Consider the following 18,946-nt stretch of genomic DNA (forward strand, 5'->3'; position numbering starts at 1 on the left):
ATGGAAGCCTGGCTGCAACACCTTGTTACGCAATCACTGGCCTTTTCGCTACTGGCTATTGGGGTAATCACCTTTTTCGAGTCGCTGGCGCTTGTTGGCCTGCTGCTACCCGGCACGGTCCTGATGGCTTCCTTTGGCGCGCTGATTGGCAGCGGGCAGATTGGGCTGTATCCCGCCTGGGCAGTCGGCACGCTGGGCTGCCTGGTTGGTGACTGGATTTCGTATCTGATTGGCTGGCAGTTTAAGGGGCCGCTGCATCGCTGGTCGTTTATCAAAAGGCATCAGAAAATGATGGATAAGACCGAACATGCGCTGCATCAGCACAGTATGTTCACCATCATTGTGGGGCGCTTCGTGGGGCCGACGCGGCCGCTGATCCCGCTGGTGGCCGGCATGCTTGAACTGCCGGTTAAGAAGTTTATCCCGCCGAATATCATCGGCTGCGTGCTGTGGCCGCCGCTCTATCTGCTGCCCGGCATCCTCGCGGGGGTGGCGATTGACGTTCCTAAAGACGCCAGCAGCGGCAGCTTCAAATGGCTGCTGCTGGCGGTTGCAGCGGTGGTCTGGCTGGGCTGCTGGCTGGGATGGCGCTGGCTGCGTTCGAAAAAGCAGTCCGACTGGGCAACGCCGTTGCTGCCCGCATCGCGACTGCGCTGGCTGGCACCGCTGATGCTGCTGCTTGCCGTCGCCAGCTTTACTGCTATCCAGTTTCACCCGATGATGCCGGTTTTCCGCCATCTGCTGTGGCACGTGTTTATCGGCGGCTGAGTGCCGCCGCCTTTTTCCGGTGGTTATCGGGCATAAAGCGCATCTTTTCGCCCGATCCGGGCTTTTATTCCCGCGGCTCCATCCACCGAACCGAAAAATAGGCGTCACTGAGTGTTTCCCGCCGCTGCACATCATGCAAAAACCATGCATATAGCGCATTCGGAGCGTTGTACCACATCATCGGCAGCGGCTTGCCATCAAAGCCTGCCGTACCGCATTCAAGAAAATGTGCGGCACGCGCGCAGGCTGGTTCGTGGATGTTTTTCATAAATAGTTGCGGTGAATGGTGCAACCGTCGGGTCAGCAGAACATCCGCTGCACTGGCCACATCCGACAGCCAGCCCCAGTGCTTGTTCAGGATACGCAGTTCCTCACTGACCTCCTCCGCCGCCTGCCGCGCCTGCGGCGTGATACTCGCCAGCCCCATTGACGCACCGGCAGAGGCCATTATGCCGGCGCGGATACTCTCCAGCCGCCGCCGCTCTCTCTTGTACTCATCGTGCTGTTTGCCCAGCCATTCAAAATAGCTGTCCAAATGCCGGTTCATCGCCCGGTAGCTCAGCATTTTATCGGAGATTGCTTTCTGATAGCGGCTCACCCACTGCCCGGCAGAGTGGTTTTGTACGCCATTCTGCATGCTAAAATAGGCAGCGACCACTGGATCAAACTCATCTAAGGTCTTCAGGTCAGGAAACGGTACGGCGGCCTTCATGGCCTCCACATACATCTTCCGCAGCGATACCCGGCACAGTTCCGCGCTCGGTTTCTGTTCATCAGGTTTCATCCCGCCCCCGATATCCTCGCTGCATCCAGGCATCAGCATCTCCTGATGATCAAAACCTTTCCGCCCGGTGCGGTACACGCACCGCCAGCGCTGCCGCTCGTGGGCCGCCCCCAGATGCAGGGATTTTTTGACCGTCTCCGGCAGCGGCGACAGATGTTCAGGGTATTTACGCCCGAACAGTGAACCGACCGTTCCCGCTGTTTTAGCGACCGGGCCTGGCAGCCAGCTGACCGCCGAAGCGGCATAGTCCAGCCCGTCGTCGCTGCTCTGCGGCGTATCCCGCGAGCAGTCAAACAGCCCGGCAAACACGATATCGACCGGCACCGACTGCCAGGTATACTGACCGCCCGTCCCCTTTTCACACATTTCGTTCAGCAGAATATCAATAAACTGCCGCCCCAGCGTGCCGCCCATATCAAAACCGAACACCGACACTGAAATCAGCCGCACGGGGACTTCGCTGCCTTTTACCGCCTCATTAAATGACTGCTTGAAGCGCGCTTTCACGCTGTTCAGTCGGCTGTCAGCGCCCGTCACAAAGTTGTAGGCCATAAACTCAGAATCACGCAGCCACGGCGTTGCCTCAATGCTCACCCGTTTCAGGGCGTTTACCGCCGAATCCTCCAGCAGCCCCAGTCGGCCCTTCGGCGTCAGAAGCAGATCCTTCATCCCGGTCAGCACGTCCCGGCCGCTGGCACCACCCAGCGAGGACTGAAAGGCCTCTTTGGCCATATCGGCGGGTTTGCCCCTGAGGTCCGTCAGCAGTGAGCCGAGGGATTTATCCATTACCTCCTGCAGCCTTTCCTCAATGGTCTCGGTAAACGGTGTGCCAAGGCCGGAGATGTAATGTTTTTGATGTGTTTCAGTTGAACTGTCTTTATCCGGGGTTGGAAATGCCCTATACAGCCGGGAAATATTACTCAGTCGGTTTTGCGGCGCATCCTGCTCAATGTTGCGGCCCACGCCGTCAAAAAAGAACCCGATATGCAGCACCCGCGAGCAGATCCCCAGCCGGAAATCGCAGGCCTGCTGCGCATTCTAAAGCAGGCATACTTTATCAGCGCCTTTTCCTGGAGGGGGGCCTGTCGGGTCGTGCCTCCCCGACGGAGAAAGTCCATCTTAAACCTGCGTGTATTGTGCTTATTTCGAACAGCGGGCGCAAGCTGCCGGATATCGGCAGATGAAGGGGATATCGCTGCGGCAGGGCGTTATTAGTGGCTGAGGGAAATGTCGGCTTTTCCGGCATCCCGTCAGCGCAGAGCAATACCTAACACCGCCGCCTCGGCGACCTCGCCGTTGAGCAGCGCTCGGGTGCTGCCATCCCAGTAGATTTTCCCGTCCACCACCAGCACGCTGCGGGGGGCAATGCGCGCGGCGTCCCCGACGCTGTGCGACACCATCAGCAGGGTGATATTACGTTCAAGGCAAACCTCGTCTACCAGCTGGAGCATCTCTTTGCGCAGCGCCGGATCCAGCGCTGAAAAAGGCTCATCCAGCAGCAGCACCGGCTGCTGACGCACCAGGCATCGCGCCAGTGCCGCACGCTGACGCTGACCGCCGGAAAGCTCGCCGGGCAGGCGTTGCAGATAATCCTGTAAACCGACGCGCTGCGCGATATTGCGCAGCGTCTGCTGTTGCTGCTCATTCAGCCTCAGCCCCGGATGCAGCCCCAGCCCGATATTCTGCGCCACCGTCAGGTGGGGAAACAGATTGTTCTCCTGAAACAGCATGGAAACCGGGCGTTTCGCGGGGGGCGCAAGGCGCTGTTCCTCGCCGTTAATCAGCAGGCTGCCGCCGTCTGGCTTTAGAAAACCGGCGATCAGGCTAAGCAGGGTACTTTTACCCGCGCCGCTGGGGCCAAGCACCGCCAGCCTTTCGCCCGCTTTCATACTGAACGTGAAGCGCATCGGCAGGTGGTCATAGAGATAGGTCAAATCAGTCAGCGTCAGCATGGCGTCCCGGCAGTTTTTCAATCAGGGTGAACAGCAAAAAGCACAGCATCAGCAGGAGCAGGGCGGTAACCGCGCCGTCTGCGCTACGGTAAGCGCCAATTTGCTGATAGAGGTAGAACGGCAGGGTGCGGAAATCATCGTTGCCGAACAGCGCCACCACGCCAAAATCACCGACGGAGAGTACGCAGGCAAAGGCCAGCGCCTGCGCCAGCGGCACCCTGAGCGCGCGCAGCTCAATGAGCCGCAGACGGTTCCAGCCGCGAATATCCAGCGACAGGCACAGACGGTTATAGCGTTCAGCGATATCGCGTAGCGGGTTTTCCAGCACCTTCATCGCATAGGGGATCGCCATCAGCGCGTTAGTGAAGATAATAATGCCGTCAGCCTGCTGGGGCAGCCCGACCGTTTGGTTCAGCAGCAGAAAAAAGCCGGTCGCCAGCACGATCCCCGGCATAGCCAGAATCAGCATTCCGCTCAGTTCAAGAGACTCGCCCCACCCCGGATGCTGACGCAGCCGTAGTTCGCGGCTGCTCCACAGCAGCATCACCGTCAGGATCACGCTAAGCATGCCCGCGCCCAGCGCAATACGTACCGAGGTCAGGGTGGCCAGCCAGAGCGGCTTTTGCCGGAGGACGGTCAGCAGGCCACCGTTCAGCCCGTCGGCCACGATCGCCAGCAGCGGCGGAAGCAGCAGCAGCAGCGCCAGCCCGATTGCCAGCCCGTCGCTCAGCTTTGCCAGCAGGCTGTCCTCGGGATTGCGCCAGCCCGCAATGCTGTTGCTGCCGGAGGGCAGAGCCTTGCTCAACCGCTGGCTGAGGATCACCAGCCCCAGGCAGCAGACCATCTGGATCATCGCCAGCAGCGCCGCCCGACCAGGATCGTAATCGAAGCTCAGCGCCTGAAAGATCGCCAGCTCGATAGTGGTCGCTTTTGGCCCGCCGCCCAGCGACAGTACGGTGGCAAAGCTGGCGAAGCAGAGCATAAATATCAGCGCACCCGCAGGCAGGATCTGCCGCCGCAGCCAGTACCACTCCACGCGATAAAAATGGTACCAGCCGCGCAGCCCAAGCTGTGCCGCCAGCTGCCGCTGCTCGCCGGGTATAAGCTCCAGCGTTTGTAAAAACAGACGGGCTGCCAGCGGCAGGTTGAAGAAGACGTGTGCCAGCAGGATGCCCTGCAGGCCATAGGGGGAGAAGTGGTAATGAATGCCAAGCAGGGCGCAGAGCTGGGCCAGCCAGCCCGTTCTGCCGTAGACGCTGAGAATACCGAATACCGCGACCAGGACCGGCAGAACCAGCGTCATGGCGCAAAGGCGCAGCAGCGCACGTCTGCCGGTAAAGCGGCGGCGGTAGAGCGCCCGGGCAAGGGGGATGGCGGGGATAACCGACAGCGCCGCCGACAGCAGTGCCTGCCCGAAGGAGAAGCGCAGGACGTGCCAGAGATAGTCATCATTCCAGATATCACGCCAGTTTATCGCCGGAGCATTTTGCCAGAGCGCGGTAAAGGCCAGCAGCGCTGTCGCCACCAGCAGCGTGGCGGCCACGCCGCCGGGCACCAGGCCGGTGATCAGCGGCTGACGGCGCGTTGCCATTCACTGATCCACTGGCTGCGCTGGCTGGCGACCTCTTCCGGCGTGAACGTCAGGGTCTTCGCCGGGATGGCCAGCGTAGCAAATCCGGCGGGCAGGGCGGTTTTCACAACCGGATACATCCAGTTGCCGGTAGGAATGCTCTGCTGGAAGGGTTTATCCAGCATAAACTGCATAAACTTCTGCGCCAGCTCTGGCTGCATGCTCGACTTTAGCTGTCCGGCCACTTCGACCTGAAGGTAGTGCCCTTCCTGAAAGTCCGCCGCCGCGTACTGGCTCTTTTTCTCTTCGATCAGATGATAAGCCGGGGAGGTGGTGTAGCTCAGTACCATATCGCCTTCTCCCTTCAGGAACAGGCCATAGGCTTCGCTCCAGCCTTTGGTGACGGTGACGGTTTTTTGCGCCAGTTTCTGCCATGCCTGCGGCGCGCTGTCGCCATAGACCTTTTTCATCCACAGCAGCAGCCCGAGGCCCGGCGTACTGGTGCGCGGATCTTCATAGATGACTCTAAGCGGACGATCGCTGTCGACCAGCTCACTGAGGCTTTTCGGCGGGTTTTGCAGCCGGGTCTTGTCATAGACGAAGGCGAACCAGCCGTAATCGTAGGGAACAAAGGTAGTGTTATGCCAGCCGCCAGGCAGGGTTATGCTGTGGGTATCGACCTTTGCGGGCGCAAACAGGCCGGTTTTCTGCGCGGCATCCAGCAGGTTGTTATCCAGCCCGAGCACCACGTCGGCCTTGCTGTTTTTGCCTTCCATCCGCAGACGGTTGAGCAGCGAGACGCCATCTTCCAGCGCAACATATTTCAGTTCGCAGCCGCAGCGCGCTTCAAAGGCTTTTTTAATCGCCGGGCCAGGGCCCCATTCAGCGGAAAAAGAGTCGTAGGTATAGACCGTCAGCTGGGGCTTTGCCGCAAGCGCAGGCAGGGAGATCAGGACCAGCAGGGGCAGCACTTTTTTTAACACTTTGCGTTCCTTAACAGGTTAGGGGGTCGCAAAGGATCTGAGCGGGAGACTACTCTCAAATCCCTACGCCGGTACAAGCCGGATCAGGTTCGACGGGTCTTTCTCAGCGAAAAAAAACGGCTGCGCGGGCAGCATGGTAATAGCGTGGTTTTTCGCACCCCGTTGAGAACGGACTATTCTAGTGATTTCCCCGCCCGGGCGAAAGCGTCATGACGCTGGCGGCGCAAACCAGGCGGATTTGAAGTCGAACCAGCCCAGCGTATTCATCCGTACGCCGCGCATACTGCGCTGGCCTTCCAGCAGCAGCCAGTGGTGAAAAAGGGGATGCAGATAACCGCTTGCCAGCAGCTGCTGGCTCCATTCGGCCAGCGGCAGGCTATTTTCTCGCCAGCGCCGGACATCCCGCTGCCAGTCAATGGGTATGCAGTAGTGCACCAGTGGGATCTCATACAGCAGGGCGAATACCGAGAACGCCAGCGGCAGGGTGAAATTAGCACTCCCCAGCCAGATGTCGCTTTCGGCCTCACCCCGGTGCCAGGTTTCGTAATCCACCTGGCGGGTCAGCAGTTCAACGCCCTGTGCTGCCAGCAGCGGGGCCAGCGTGTTGGCAATGCCCTGGTGCTCAATATGATCGTTGTACCAGGTGAGCGTCAGCGAGGTCAGCCCGCCAGGCTTTGCCATCGGTGCCATGTCGCGGCGATGATGCCAGCGTGGCAGCAGGCCATATGCCGGAAACCAGTAGCGCTGGTAACCCGGCTCCGATCCGTTGAGCAGGGCGATTGGGTTTAACACGCTGGTCACCCAGCGACGGATTTGCTCATCGCGGCCGTTCGCTGAACGCTGATCGAACAGCAGGAAGTAGCAGCCCTCCTCAAGGCGGCTCTCCTCAGATTTTTCGTCACGCGTCGAACCCTGTAGCTTGACGCCTGAGTAGACCAGTTCCTCGCTGATTTCCGGCAGTACCCAGATACTGACTTCGTCAATCAGCGCCCGGTAGCCAAAGTAGTCATCAAAAGCCTTAATGCGCAGCTGGCTCTGCTGATTCCCCACCACGGCATAGGGGCCGGTGCCGATCGGCTGGCGGGAGAAATGGGGCAGGGTGGGCCACTCTCCCGGCAGGATCATGGTACTGACGCTGCCCAGCAGCCAGGGGAGCCAGCAATCGGGACAGGCCAGGTGGATATCAAGCGTCCAGGACGTTGACGATTCAATCCGCAGGATATGCGAGTAGAGCGGCTGTGACCGTACCCGCTGCAGGCTGCCGATCACGTCTGCCATCTCCAGCTCTCGTCCGTGGTGAAAGCGGATGGCGGGGCGCAGGAAGAAGCGCCAGTGGGTTGGGGATACCTGCTGCCAGTGATGGGCGATATCCGGTTCGATTTCCCCATTTTCCTCATTTATTCGCGTCAGGCTGCTGAAGATCTGCCTGGCGAGATGCGTTTCTGAACGACGCAGCGGCGTACCCGGCAATAAATTCAGCAGGGAGCGATAATAGAGCACGCGCAGAAGGTGCTTTCCCTGACGAAAGCTGCGACCGAGGTGTGAGACAAGCATTTGACGCACCCTGTCTTTGTCGCCCACCAGCTGGACAAGCTGGTCGATACGATCCTGCTCCAGCAGCTCCTCCGCCCGCTGCCGCTGAAGCATCAGGCCGGTATAGAGAAAACTCAGCCGGGCGCGCTTCCCCCGGCCCGGCGCTGCCTGCCAGGTCAGCCATCCCGCCTGCTGCATTCCATTCAGCAGATTACGCATATGCCGACGTGAGCAGCATAGCTGCTCTGCCAGTTCACCGAGGGTGGTGGACTGAGGCTGTCCATCGCAGCTCTGCCACAGACGAATAAACTGCTGCTGTAAACGGGGTGAAGACATAAAAGGGGAACCCTTGTCTGAAAGCTGTCTGTTTTTCGTGCCCTATATTAAAACCATACTCATAAAAGATGGAAGAGCGGGAGGCATTCTCTGAATGGCGCTCGGCCATCTGTGAAATTTGAATCTGAGTATGGTGCAACTTCACCAGCCAGCGGGCTCTTAAAGCTGCTGGCTTTTTTTCATCCGTGCCACTTTTAACCTATGCTTCCTGTTTGTCAGACGCGTACCGCGTCGACTTTCCGTTGTTGAAGGACCAGGTATGAAATCGCTTCTCACGCGCCGTCGGGGTGTTAATCCCGTTTATCTCGCCTTTATGGCCGTCTCTTTTATGGTGGGGGTGGCGGGCGCGCTACAGGCACCAACGCTCAGCCTGTTTCTGAGTCGGGAAGTCCACGTCAGCCCACTGTGGGTTGGCCTGTTTTATACCATCAATGCCGTGGCTGGCATCGCCGTCAGCCTGCTGCTGGCGAAACGCTCAGATAACCGCGGCGATCGGCGCAGGCTAATCATGTTCTGCTGCCTGATGGCGGTGGGAAACGCGCTGCTTTTCGCGTTTAACCGCCACTATCTGACGCTGGTCACCTGCGGCGTGCTGCTGTCGGCGATCGCCAGCGTCTCGATGCCGCAAATTTTTGCCCTCGCCCGCGAGTACGCTGACAGTTCGGCGCGGGAAGTGGTAATGTTCAGCTCGGTAATGCGGGCGCAGTTGTCGCTGGCATGGGTTGTCGGGCCACCGCTCTCCTTTGCCCTGGCGCTTAACTATGGCTTTACCACCATGTTTATTATTGCCGCCGGGCTGTTTGTGCTGTGCCTGGCGCTGATCGCCTTTACGCTGCCCTCCGTCCCGCGCGTTGAACAGCCTGCAGAGGTGCCAGTCACGCAAACTGGCGGCTGGAAGAATCTGGATATCAGGCTGCTGTTTATCGCCTCCCTGCTGATGTGGACCAGCAATACCATGTATATCATTGATATGCCGCTTTACATCAGTAGCGTGCTGGGGCTGCCGGATCGCCTGGCGGGACTGCTGATGGGCGTTGCGGCCGGGCTGGAGATCCCGGCGATGCTGCTGGCGGGATATTATGTTAAGCGCTTCGGTAAGCGGAAAATGATGCTGTTTGCGCTGGTAGCCGGTATTGTTTTTTATGGCGGCATGGTGCTGTTTCAGTCGCGCACGGCGCTGCTGGTGTTACAGCTGTTCAACGCGATATTTATTGGCATCGTGGCCGGGATAGGCATGCTCTGGTTCCAGGACCTGATGCCCGGCAGGCCGGGTGCCGCGACCACGCTGTTTACCAACAGTATCTCAACCGGGGTGATTATGGCCGGGGTGCTCCAGGGGGTCATGGCTGAAAACTTTGGCCACTACTCGGTCTATTGGGCGGCGCTTGCCCTGCTGCTGGCGTCGCTGGTGATGTCTGCCAGGGTGAAAGACGTATAGCGCGGCCAGGCACGCAGAAGCGTACCCGGCTGCGTCGTGCGCCAGTGAGTACGGCTATTTAGCGCAGAAAGGCCGGCTGCCGGGCTTCATAAGCGGAAATGTCCGCATCATGCTGTAGCGTCAGGCCAATATTATCCAGCCCGTTTAGCAGACAGTGACGGCGGAAGCCGTCAATGTTGAAGGCATACTGCTGCTTCCCGGCAACCACCTGTTGCCGTTCAAGGTCAACGGTAAAGCTGATGCCGGGCTGGGCGGCAACCTGCTGGAACAGCGCGTCAACCTCTTCTTCCCTGAGCGAAACCAGCAGTAGCTGATTGTTAAAGGCGTTGTTAGCGAAAATGTCCGCGAAGTCGCTGCCGATAATTGCCCGAATGCCATAGTCCGCCAGCGCCCAGGGGGCATGTTCCCGCGACGAGCCGCAGCCAAAGTTTTCGCGCGTCAGCATAATGCTGGCAGCGGCAAACTCAGGCTTATTCAGCACAAAGTCCGGGTTGGGGATCTGCCCGGCGGCATCCGTATAGCGCCAGTCGTAGAAAAGATTTCGCCCAAACCCGGTCCGGGTGACCATTTGCAGAAACTGCTTAGGGATAATGGCATCGGTATCGACATTGGCGATATCCATCGGCACCACGACGCCGGTATGCCGGGTAAATTGAGTGGCCACTGCGCTTCTCCTTAAGGGAATAACTGCATTGGGATGGTAGAGGTTGCCGCAGAGCCGGGCAGGTCGCGAATATCGGCAAAATGACCCGCTACTGCCGCCGCCGCCGCCATGGCCGGACTCAGAAGATGCGTCCGGCCACCGCGACCCTGGCGACCTTCGAAGTTACGATTGCTGGTTGAGGCGCAGCGTTCGCCGGGGCTGAGACGGTCATTGTTCATCGCCAGACACATCGAGCAGCCGGGCAGGCGCCACTCGAAACCGGCAGCCAGAAAAATTTTATCCAGCCCCTCGGCTTCGGCCCGCTCCTTCACCGGTCCGGACCCGGGGACGACATAGCCCTGCACGCCCGGCGCAATTTTATGACCTTTCACTACCGCCGCCGCCGCGCGCAGATCTTCAATGCGGGAATTGGTGCAGGAGCCGATAAAAACCTTATCAATACGCACGTCGCTCAGGCGGATGCCGGGCTTGAGGTCCATGTAGGCCAGCGCTTTTTCCGCCGATGCGCGCTCAGCGGGATCGCTAAACGTCGCCGGATCCGGGATGCATTCATTCACGGCAATCACCTGGCCCGGATTGGTTCCCCATGTGACCTGGGGTGCGATATCCGCCGCGTTGATGGTGACCACCTTGTCGAACGCCACGCCCGGGTCGCTTTTCAGAGTACGCCAGTAGCTAACGGCCGCGTCCCACTGCTGGGCATCCGGCGCAAACTGACGGCCTTTGACGTAGCGGAAAGTGGTTTCATCCGGCGCGACCAGACCGGCTTTAGCACCCAGTTCAATAGCCATATTACACAGGGTCATGCGGCCTTCCATGCTGAGCCGCTCAACCGCCTCACCGCAGAACTCCACCACGTGTCCGTTACCGCCGCCGCTGCCGGTTTTGCCAATAATCGCCAGCGCAATATCCTTCGCTGTAATGCCCGGCGGCGTTTCACCGATTACCTCAATTTTCATTGTCCTGGCGCGCGCCTGCTTCAGCGTTTGCGTCGCCAGCACGTGCTCGACTTCCGAGGTGCCAATGCCAAACGCCAGCGCGCCAAAGGCGCCGTGCGTCGAGGTGTGCGAGTCGCCGCAGACAATGGTCATACCCGGCAGAGACATGCCCTGTTCAGGTCCGATAACGTGAACGATGCCCTGGAAAGGGTGATTCAGGTCGTACAGCCGGACGCCAAATTCATTACAGTTTTTAACCAGCATCGACATCTGGATACGGGCCATTTCGCCACTGGCGTTGATGTCCCGCGTCTGGGTGGAGACATTATGATCCATTGTCGCAAACGTTTTTGAAGGCTGGCGGACGGGCCGGCCATGGGCGCGCAGCCCGTCAAAGGCCTGCGCGGACGTCACCTCATGCACAAGGTGGCGATCAATATAGAGCAGCGGCGTTTCATCAGGCGCGTCGTGCACAACGTGCGCATCAAACAGTTTTTCATAGAGTGTTTTCATCGTCAGGTTCCGCTGATAAACCGGGCAATCAGGGTGCCCATTTCATCGGTGCCGATTGCCTTGCCGTCACCGGCCAGGTCGCTGGTGCGGTAGCCTTCTGCCAGGGCGTGGGCAACCGCCTGTTCAATCGCATCCGCCGCTTCTCCGGCGTCCAGGCTGTAGCGCAGCAGCAGTGCCAGCGACAAAATCTGCGCAACAGGGTTAGCGATATTTTTACCGGCAATATCCGGGGCTGAGCCGCCTGCGGGTTCAAACAGGCCAAAGCCCTTTTCGTTAAGGCTGGCCGACGGCAGCATCCCCATCGATCCGGTTATCATGGCGCACTCGTCGGAGAGGATGTCACCAAACAGGTTTGAGCAGAGGACCACATCAAACTGTGACGGCGCTTTAATCAGCTGCATGGTCGCGTTGTCGATATACATATGGCTGAGCGCGACGTCCGGGTAATCCTTCGCCACGTCGCTGACGACTTCCCGCCAGAGAATGGAGGATTGCAGCACGTTGGCCTTGTCGATCGAGGTCACTTTATTACGACGCTTGCAGGCAGACTCAAAAGCGATGCGGGCGATACGCTCGATTTCGAAGCGGTGATAAACTTCGGTATCCCAGGCCTTTTCGTGCGGCCCTTGTCCTTCGCGCCCTTTTGGCTGGCCGAAGTAGATGCCGCCGGTCAGCTCGCGTACCACCAGAATATCAAAGCCCTGCGCGGCAATATCGGCACGCAGCGGGCAAAACGCCTCCAGGCCGCTGTGCAGACTTGCCGGACGCAGATTGCTAAACAGCCTGAAATGCTTACGCAGGGGCAGCAGCGCGCCGCGCTCTGGCTGCCCGGCGGGCGGTAAATGCTCCCACTTAGGGCCGCCCACCGATCCAAACAGGATAGCATCCGCCTGTTCGCAGCCGGTGACCGTTACCGGGGGAAGCGGTTCGCCGTGACGGTCAATCGCAATGCCGCCGACGTCATATTCGCTGGTGGTAATGCGCATTCCAAAACGCTGGCGGACGGCATCCAGCACCTTTGACGCCTGTGCCATAACTTCCGGCCCGATGCCATCACCGGGCAGAACTGCAATATGGTAGCTCCTGGACATTACACCGCTTCCTTCTGGTCGTTAGTTTGAGATTTACGCAGCAGTTCCTGCTCCACCTGACGCGAGCGCCAGATATTGTTCAGCGCGTTGATCATCGCTTTGGCGGAGGATTCGACGATATCCGTTGCCAGTCCGATGCCGTGAAATTTGCGGCCATTGTAGTTGACGACAATATCCACCTGGCCCAGCGCGTCTTTCCCGTGTCCCTTCGCGGTGAGCTGGTAGTTGACCAGTTCTGCGTCGAACTCCGTAATACGGTTGATGGCCTGGTAAACCGCATCGACCGGACCGTTTCCGGTTGCCGCTTCGGTTTTCTGCTGGTCACCGCAGCGCAGCTGGACGGTCGCCGTGGCAATCACGCTGGATCCGGACTGGACGTTAAAGGTATCCAGGGAAAAGTATTCCGGCTCCTCTGACTGTTTATCGATGAACGCCAGGGCCTCCAGGTCGTAGTCAAACACCTGACCTTTTTTGTCAGCCAGCGTTTTGAACGCTTCATACAGCGTGTCCATATTGTAATCGGTGTCGGCGTAGCCCATCTCCTCCATGCGGTGCTTCACGGCCGCGCGACCAGAGCGGGAGGTCAGGTTCAGCTGCACCTGCTTCAGACCGATAGATTCCGGGGTCAGAATTTCGTAGTTTTCGCGATTCTTCAGTACGCCATCCTGGTGGATGCCAGAGGAGTGTGCGAACGCGTTAGAGCCGATAATCGCTTTGTGCGCCGGGATGGGCATATTGCAGATTTTGCTGACGGTCTGACAGGTACGGTAGATTTCCTGATGACTGATGCGGGTATGAACATTCATCAGCTGGCTACGGGTTTTAATCGCCATAATGGCTTCTTCCAGCGCGCAGTTACCGGCACGCTCACCCAGGCCGTTCATTGCGCCCTCAATCTGCCGGGCGCCCGCGTTGACCGCTGCCAGCGCGTTGCCAACTGCCATTCCCAGGTCGTTGTGGGTATGCACCGACAAAATGGCTTTATCGATATTGGGAACGCGCTCGCGCAGTGCGCTGAAGATGCTGGCGTATTCCCACGGCAGAGTGTAGCCCACGGTATCCGGGATATTGATGGTGGTTGCGCCCGCACTGATTGCCGCTTCTACCACCCGGCACAGGTCGTCAACCGGCGTACGTCCGCCGTCTTCGCAGGAGAACTCCACATCGTCGGTGTAGTTACGCGCCCGCCTGACCATCTTCACTGCCCGCTCAATTACCTCGGGCAGGGTGCTGCGCAGTTTGGTGGCGATATGCATGGGCGATGTGGCCAGAAAGGTATGAATGCGAAAGGCGTCGGCTACGCGCAGGGCTTCGTAAGCGGCATCAATATCCTTTTCCACGCAGCGGGCCAGTGCGCAGACGCGGCTGTTTTTTATCTGACGGGCGATAGTTTGAACGGATTCAAAGTCGCCCGGTGAGGAGACAGGAAAACCGACTTCCATGACGTCAACGCCCATTTTTTCCAGCGCCAGGGCAATTTGCAATTTTTCTTTCACACTCAGGCTGGCCTGTAATGCCTGTTCGCCATCGCGCAGAGTGGTATCGAAAATAATGACTTGTTGGCTCATCGGATAATTCCTTGTCGAATTTGTTTTGCCGTTACTGCGGGCATAAAAAAACCCGCGCTGCGGCGCGGGTTTTTTAAGTCTGAAGTGTGAATCAGTGATTGATTCCGCCCACCAGGCTACCGCGCAATAAAGATGCGTTTAGTAGTAGACCGGGTAGGCGGGTAGAATAAATCATTGAATCAGACCTCAATAAATTGTGCTGTTCCTTTATTGATACTTGATCGGCGGGGGAGATGTCAACCCGGGATCTGAAATAACAGCGTAAAGGCTGGGGGGAAATACTCTGTCTGCGAGGATATTCGCAGAATAAATGGCAAACTGGTGAAACGCGGTATCTGCGGTGTCGGTGGACAATCCCAGCGTTTGCCGGGCGTCACAGCTACAGGCTTTGCCTGGTGCCTTTGGCTCCGACGCCAGGCCGGACGGCCCGGTCGCGAGCGGGCATCCCTGCCCGCCGCTCCCTGAGTGCAGCATCCCTGCTGCCCTCGCCTGGCCCTCCGTCTGCGCCGCAGCGCGGCGCGAGTACCGCCAGGCACCGGTCCCAACCCGCAGGCGACACCCCAGGCCTTTGCCGCACCGGTCCTCACATTTTACAAAGAGCGATAAACCAGTAGTAAAGGAATAACTTATGGTTAAGGTGCAGTGAAAATCACTACCTTTCAGGTGGAATATTTTGTATAAATAAAATTAAAAAGCAGATAAATCTATAAAGAACGGAGGGTTTGAACAAGACCGCTTTTATTTTGCAGCGAATGCAGATAACAACAAAACGATCGCTCTGAAATTAAAGCCTTCGGCAGCGTAAACCACTTTCTTTTAACCCTCACTCCGGTTTAATTAACGTCAGCAACCGCCTGAAAGCAGTGGGCCAGGGGGAAGATACCCCTTCCGTAATTGGCGTGCTATTTGCCTGCTTACTTTTCTACGGTTATGGTACTTCAACCAATTAAAAGCAAAATAATAAGGGCTTTGCCCTGTACCCTGGATTTTGGAAATGCATTCCAATGTCTGAGCATAAACACAGGTATTGAGCTTATCCGGCTGGAATGTGAAGTATTAACGCTCATGCATTCGGCCTGCTGAAAGCGCAGTACCTTAAGCCTGGAGGCAAAAATGGAGATGTTGTCAGGAGCCGAGATGGTCGTTCGATCGCTGATCGACCAGGGCGTTAAGCATGTTTTCGGCTATCCCGGCGGCGCAGTGCTGGATATCTATGATGCGCTGCAAACCGTGGGTGGCATTGACCATATTCTGGTGCGCCACGAACAGGGCGCGGTGCATATGGCCGACGGCTACGCCCGCTCGACCGGCGAAGTTGGTGTGGTGCTGGTAACCTCCGGCCCCGGTGCAACCAATGCGATAACCGGTATCGCCACCGCCTATATGGACTCGATCCCGATGGTGGTGCTCTCGGGCCAGGTACCTTCTTCCCTGATCGGCTATGACGCCTTCCAGGAGTGCGACATGGTCGGTATCTCCCGCCCGGTGGTCAAACACAGCTTTATGGTTAAGCGCGCCGAAGATATTCCCACGGTAATGAAAAAGGCCTTCTGGCTGGCAGCCAGCGGACGCCCTGGCCCGGTGGTCGTCGATCTGCCAAAAGATATGATGAGTCCGGCCAATAAGCTGCCCTATGTCTGGCCTGACGCCGTTAGCATGCGATCCTACAGTCCCACCACCCAGGGACATAAGGGCCAGATCAAACGCGCCCTGCAAACGCTGCTGGCCGCAAAACAACCGGTAATCTATGCCGGCGGTGGTGTCATCAACGCCGGGTGTCATGATGAACTCAGACAGATTGCCGAAACGCTCAACCTGCCGGTTACCGCGTCGCTGATGGGCCTGGGGGCATTTCCTGGTACTCACCGCCAGAGCCTGGGCATGCTGGGCATGCACGGTACCTATGAAGCGAACATGACCATGCACAATGCCGACGTTATTTTTGCCGTCGGCGTGCGCTTTGACGATCGCACCACTAATAACCTGGCTAAATATTGCCCGAACGCCACCGTGCTGCATATTGATATCGATCCGACGTCAATTTCTAAGACTGTGGCGGCAGATGTGCCGATCGTCGGCGATGCGAAGCAGGTTCTGGCGCAGATCATCGAGCTGTTAAACGCCGGTGACAGCAGCCAAAACTTCGACAGCCTGCGCGACTGGTGGCAGAAAATTGACCAGTGGCGTGCCCGCCAGTGCCTTGAATTTGATCGCAGCAGCCCGGCCATTAAGCCGCAGGCCGTTATCGAAACCATCTGGAAGCTGACGCGAGGCGAGGCCTGGGTCACCTCTGACGTTGGTCAGCACCAGATGTTCGCCGCGCTCTACTATCCGTTTGACAAACCCCGTCGCTGGATCAACTCAGGTGGTCTGGGCACAATGGGCTTTGGTCTGCCCGCCGCGCTGGGCGTCAAGCTGGCGCTACCGGAAGAAACGGTTATCTGCGTCACCGGCGATGGCAGTATCCAGATGAACATTCAGGAATTATCCACCGCCCTACAGTACGATCTGCCGGTACTGGTGCTAAGCCTGAACAACCGCTTCCTGGGGATGGTTAAGCAGTGGCAGGACATGGTCTACTCCGGCCGCCACTCACAGTCCTATATGCAGTCGCTGCCCGACTTCGTGCGCCTGGCTGAGGCTTATGGCCACGTGGGCATTGGCATTGAGCATCCGGAGGAGCTGGAGTCCAAACTGACCGAGGCGCTGGAGCAGGTCGGGAAAGGTCGCCTGGTGTTTGTGGATGTCAAAATAGATGATACCGAGCACGTTTACCCGATGCATATTCGCGGCGGCGGGATGGACGAAATGTGGCTGAGCAAAACGGAGAGGACATAATTATGCGTCGTGTGTTATCGGTACTGCTGGAAAACGAGTCCGGCGCATTATCCCGCGTGGTAGGGCTGTTTTCACAGCGCGGTTATAACATTGAAAGTCTGACGGTCGCCCCGACGGACGATCCCACGCTGTCGCGTATGACCATTCAGACGGTGGGCGATGAAAAGGTTCTGGAGCAGATTGAAAAACAGCTGCACAAGCTGGTGGATGTGCTGCGGGTCAGCGAACTGGGGCAGGGCGCCTTCGTGGAGCGCGAAATCATGCTGGTGAAACTTCAGGCCACCGGATACGGGCGTGAAGAGGTGAGACGCAGCGCGGAGATATTTCGTGGGCAAATCGTTGACGTGACGCCCTCGCTTTATACGGTTCAGCTGGCAGGTACCAGTGAGAAGCTGGACGCCTTTCTCAGCGCGGTGCGCGACGTAGCCGAAATTGTCGAAGTGGCGCGCTCCGGCGTTGTTGGCGTGGCGCGCGGCGAGCGAATTATGCGTTAATTTAGCAGCGGACAGCGTGAAAAGTGAGCTAACCCGGCGTAAAGTCGGGTTTTTTAATTTATCTGAAAGCAATCGCCGGAGGTTAAAAGCGGTTGCTCGCTGAACTGTTCTGCTGTTAGATGTAACAAAGTTATAATCCATAGCTGCGTTGTGGCTATTATCCGCGCCTTCCCGGTGCCTGAAGTGTGGAGTTATTGTGAAACTGGATGAAATTGCGCGCCTGGCTGGTGTATCACGGACGACGGCCAGCTACGTTATCAACGGTAAAGCGAAGCAGTATCGTGTCAGTGATAAAACCGTTGAGAAGGTCATGGCGGTGGTAAGAGAGCATAATTACCATCCGAATGCCGTTGCGGCAGGCCTGCGCGCCGGAAGGACGCGCTCCATCGGGCTGGTGATCCCCGATTTGGAAAATACCAGCTACACCCGCATCGCTAACTATCTTGAACGCCAGGCGCGTCAGCGGGGCTATCAGCTACTGATTGCCTGTTCTGAGGATCAGCCGGACAATGAAATGCGCTGCGTTGAACATCTTCTTCAGCGCCAGGTTGATGCCATTATCGTCTCCACCTCGTTACCACCTGAACACCCCTTCTATCAGCGCTGGAAAAACGACCCGCTGCCGATTATTGCGCTGGATCGCGCGCTGGACCGTGAGCATTTCACCAGCGTGGTAGGGGCCGATCAGGATGATGCGGAAATGCTGGCGGCTGAATTGCGCAAGCAGCCGGTAGAGAAGGTGCTTTATCTGGGCGCTCTGCCGGAGCTGTCGGTCAGTTTTCTGCGTGAACTGGGCTTTCGTGATGCCTGGGAAGGAGATGCGCGTCAGCCAGACTTTATTTATGCCAACAGTTTTGAACGCAGCGCGGCGGCCACGCTGTTTGAAAACTGGCTGGAAACGCACCCGATGCCGGATGCGCTGTTCACAACCTCCTTTGGACTGTTGCAGGGGGTGATGGATGTCACCCTTAAGCGTGAAGGTCGCCTGCCTACGGATTTAGTGATCGCCACCTTTGGCGATCATGAGCTGCTGGACTTCCTTGAGTGTCCGGTGCTGGCGGTCGCTCAGCGACATCGGGACGTGGCGGAGCGGGTACTGGAGCTGGTGCTGGCAAGCCTGGATGAGCCCCGTAAACCGAAGCCGGGACTGACCCGTATTCGCCGGAATCTATATCGACGCGGGCGTCTGAGCCGTAACCTGGTTTAGTATTTGCGTAACAGGGCAGCGACGCTGCCCTTTTTTAATCTCGCAGCGAACCCGTTCAGATATAGCCAGGTTTTCACACTCAACAGGTTAATAAAATGCAGGTATTCACCTGTTGGCTGCCCGATGTAAATAAAGGTAAAGAAGAGGCCGCAGCCCTGTTCATTTAACATAAGTATTTTTACTGGCGATAATCCATGCTGACACCCCATCAGGCCTGTCGGGGCTACCCAGGACAAAAATTAAGAAATACCTTAAAATGCCGCCTGTGT

Annotated in this window: 14 protein-coding genes and 1 riboswitch; of the genes, 5 read left to right on the plus strand and 9 right to left on the minus strand. The window is 57.9% G+C overall.

Annotated features, from left to right (window positions below):
* Nucleotides 1-768, plus strand: a complete 768-nt coding sequence (locus ACLRGG_RS10565) for a DedA family protein (protein ID WP_416249729.1) — start codon at nt 1-3, stop codon at nt 766-768.
* Between the two features lie 64 nt (nt 769-832).
* On the opposite strand, the gene ACLRGG_RS10570 is transcribed toward ACLRGG_RS10565, so the two are convergent.
* The 5 genes from ACLRGG_RS10570 to sgrR all read right to left on the minus strand — a co-directional run bounded on the left by ACLRGG_RS10570 (nt 833) and on the right by sgrR (nt 7,926).
* Nucleotides 833-2,545, minus strand: coding sequence for a T6SS phospholipase effector Tle1-like catalytic domain-containing protein (locus ACLRGG_RS10570; protein WP_416249730.1), 1,713 nt, complete (start codon nt 2,543-2,545; stop codon nt 833-835).
* A 257-nt stretch (nt 2,546-2,802) separates the two neighbouring features.
* Nucleotides 2,803-3,504: a thiamine ABC transporter ATP-binding protein ThiQ gene (gene thiQ, locus ACLRGG_RS10575; protein ID WP_416249731.1), complete on the minus strand. Its 702-nt coding sequence runs from the start codon at nt 3,502-3,504 to the stop codon at nt 2,803-2,805.
* The gene (gene thiP, locus ACLRGG_RS10580) at nt 3,488-5,095 is read right to left on the minus strand and encodes a thiamine/thiamine pyrophosphate ABC transporter permease ThiP (RefSeq protein ID WP_416249732.1); all 1,608 of its coding nucleotides are present in this window, start codon (nt 5,093-5,095) and stop codon (nt 3,488-3,490) included. The genes thiQ and thiP overlap by 17 nt, the downstream gene beginning before the upstream one ends.
* Entirely contained in the window at nt 5,071-6,057 is a 987-nt protein-coding gene (gene thiB, locus ACLRGG_RS10585; RefSeq protein ID WP_416249733.1) for a thiamine ABC transporter substrate binding subunit, read from the minus strand. The genes thiP and thiB overlap by 25 nt, the downstream gene beginning before the upstream one ends.
* Before the next feature lie 42 nt (nt 6,058-6,099).
* Nucleotides 6,100-6,229: riboswitch (TPP riboswitch) on the minus strand.
* A 35-nt stretch (nt 6,230-6,264) separates the two neighbouring features.
* Nucleotides 6,265-7,926, minus strand: a complete 1,662-nt coding sequence (gene sgrR, locus ACLRGG_RS10590) for an HTH-type transcriptional regulator SgrR (protein WP_416249734.1) — start codon at nt 7,924-7,926, stop codon at nt 6,265-6,267.
* A gap of 259 nt (nt 7,927-8,185) precedes the next feature.
* Here sgrR and ACLRGG_RS10595 point away from each other — a divergent pair, with 259 nt between their 5' ends.
* Complete coding sequence (locus tag ACLRGG_RS10595) at nt 8,186-9,364, plus strand: sugar efflux transporter (protein WP_416249735.1); 1,179 nt, start codon at nt 8,186-8,188, stop codon at nt 9,362-9,364.
* 58 nt (nt 9,365-9,422) lie between these two features.
* Here ACLRGG_RS10595 and leuD read toward each other — a convergent pair whose 3' ends face one another.
* The 4 genes from leuD to leuA are packed head-to-tail and all read right to left on the minus strand — an operon-like array spanning nt 9,423 to nt 14,138.
* A complete protein-coding gene (gene leuD, locus ACLRGG_RS10600) occupies nt 9,423-10,028 on the minus strand; it encodes a 3-isopropylmalate dehydratase small subunit (RefSeq protein ID WP_416249736.1) in 606 nt (201 codons plus the stop codon).
* Between the two features lie 11 nt (nt 10,029-10,039).
* Nucleotides 10,040-11,479 carry a 3-isopropylmalate dehydratase large subunit gene (gene leuC, locus ACLRGG_RS10605; protein WP_416249737.1) on the minus strand — a complete coding sequence of 480 codons (1,440 nt, stop codon included), beginning with the start codon at nt 11,477-11,479 and terminating at the stop codon, nt 10,040-10,042.
* Between the two features lie 2 nt (nt 11,480-11,481).
* Nucleotides 11,482-12,570 (minus strand): 3-isopropylmalate dehydrogenase, encoded by a 1,089-nt coding sequence (gene leuB, locus ACLRGG_RS10610; RefSeq protein WP_416249738.1) that lies wholly within the window; start codon nt 12,568-12,570, stop codon nt 11,482-11,484.
* Nucleotides 12,570-14,138 (minus strand): 2-isopropylmalate synthase, encoded by a 1,569-nt coding sequence (leuA, locus tag ACLRGG_RS10615; RefSeq protein ID WP_416249739.1) that lies wholly within the window; start codon nt 14,136-14,138, stop codon nt 12,570-12,572. The genes leuB and leuA overlap by 1 nt, the downstream gene beginning before the upstream one ends.
* Nucleotides 14,139-15,251: 1,113 nt before the next feature.
* Here leuA and ilvI point away from each other — a divergent pair.
* The 3 genes from ilvI to cra all read left to right on the plus strand — a co-directional run bounded on the left by ilvI (nt 15,252) and on the right by cra (nt 18,677).
* Complete coding sequence (gene ilvI, locus ACLRGG_RS10620; RefSeq protein WP_416249740.1) at nt 15,252-16,976, plus strand: acetolactate synthase 3 large subunit; 1,725 nt, start codon at nt 15,252-15,254, stop codon at nt 16,974-16,976.
* A gap of 2 nt (nt 16,977-16,978) precedes the next feature.
* Nucleotides 16,979-17,470, plus strand: coding sequence for an acetolactate synthase small subunit (gene ilvN, locus ACLRGG_RS10625; protein ID WP_416249741.1), 492 nt, complete (start codon nt 16,979-16,981; stop codon nt 17,468-17,470).
* A gap of 196 nt (nt 17,471-17,666) precedes the next feature.
* Nucleotides 17,667-18,677, plus strand: coding sequence for a catabolite repressor/activator (gene cra, locus ACLRGG_RS10630; RefSeq protein WP_416249742.1), 1,011 nt, complete (start codon nt 17,667-17,669; stop codon nt 18,675-18,677).
* The last annotated feature ends 269 nt before the right edge of the window (nt 18,678-18,946 follow it).

The sequence above is a fragment of the Erwinia sp. PPS120 genome, from assembly GCF_047918655.1.
Lineage (GTDB): Bacteria > Pseudomonadota > Gammaproteobacteria > Enterobacterales > Enterobacteriaceae > Erwinia > Erwinia tasmaniensis_A.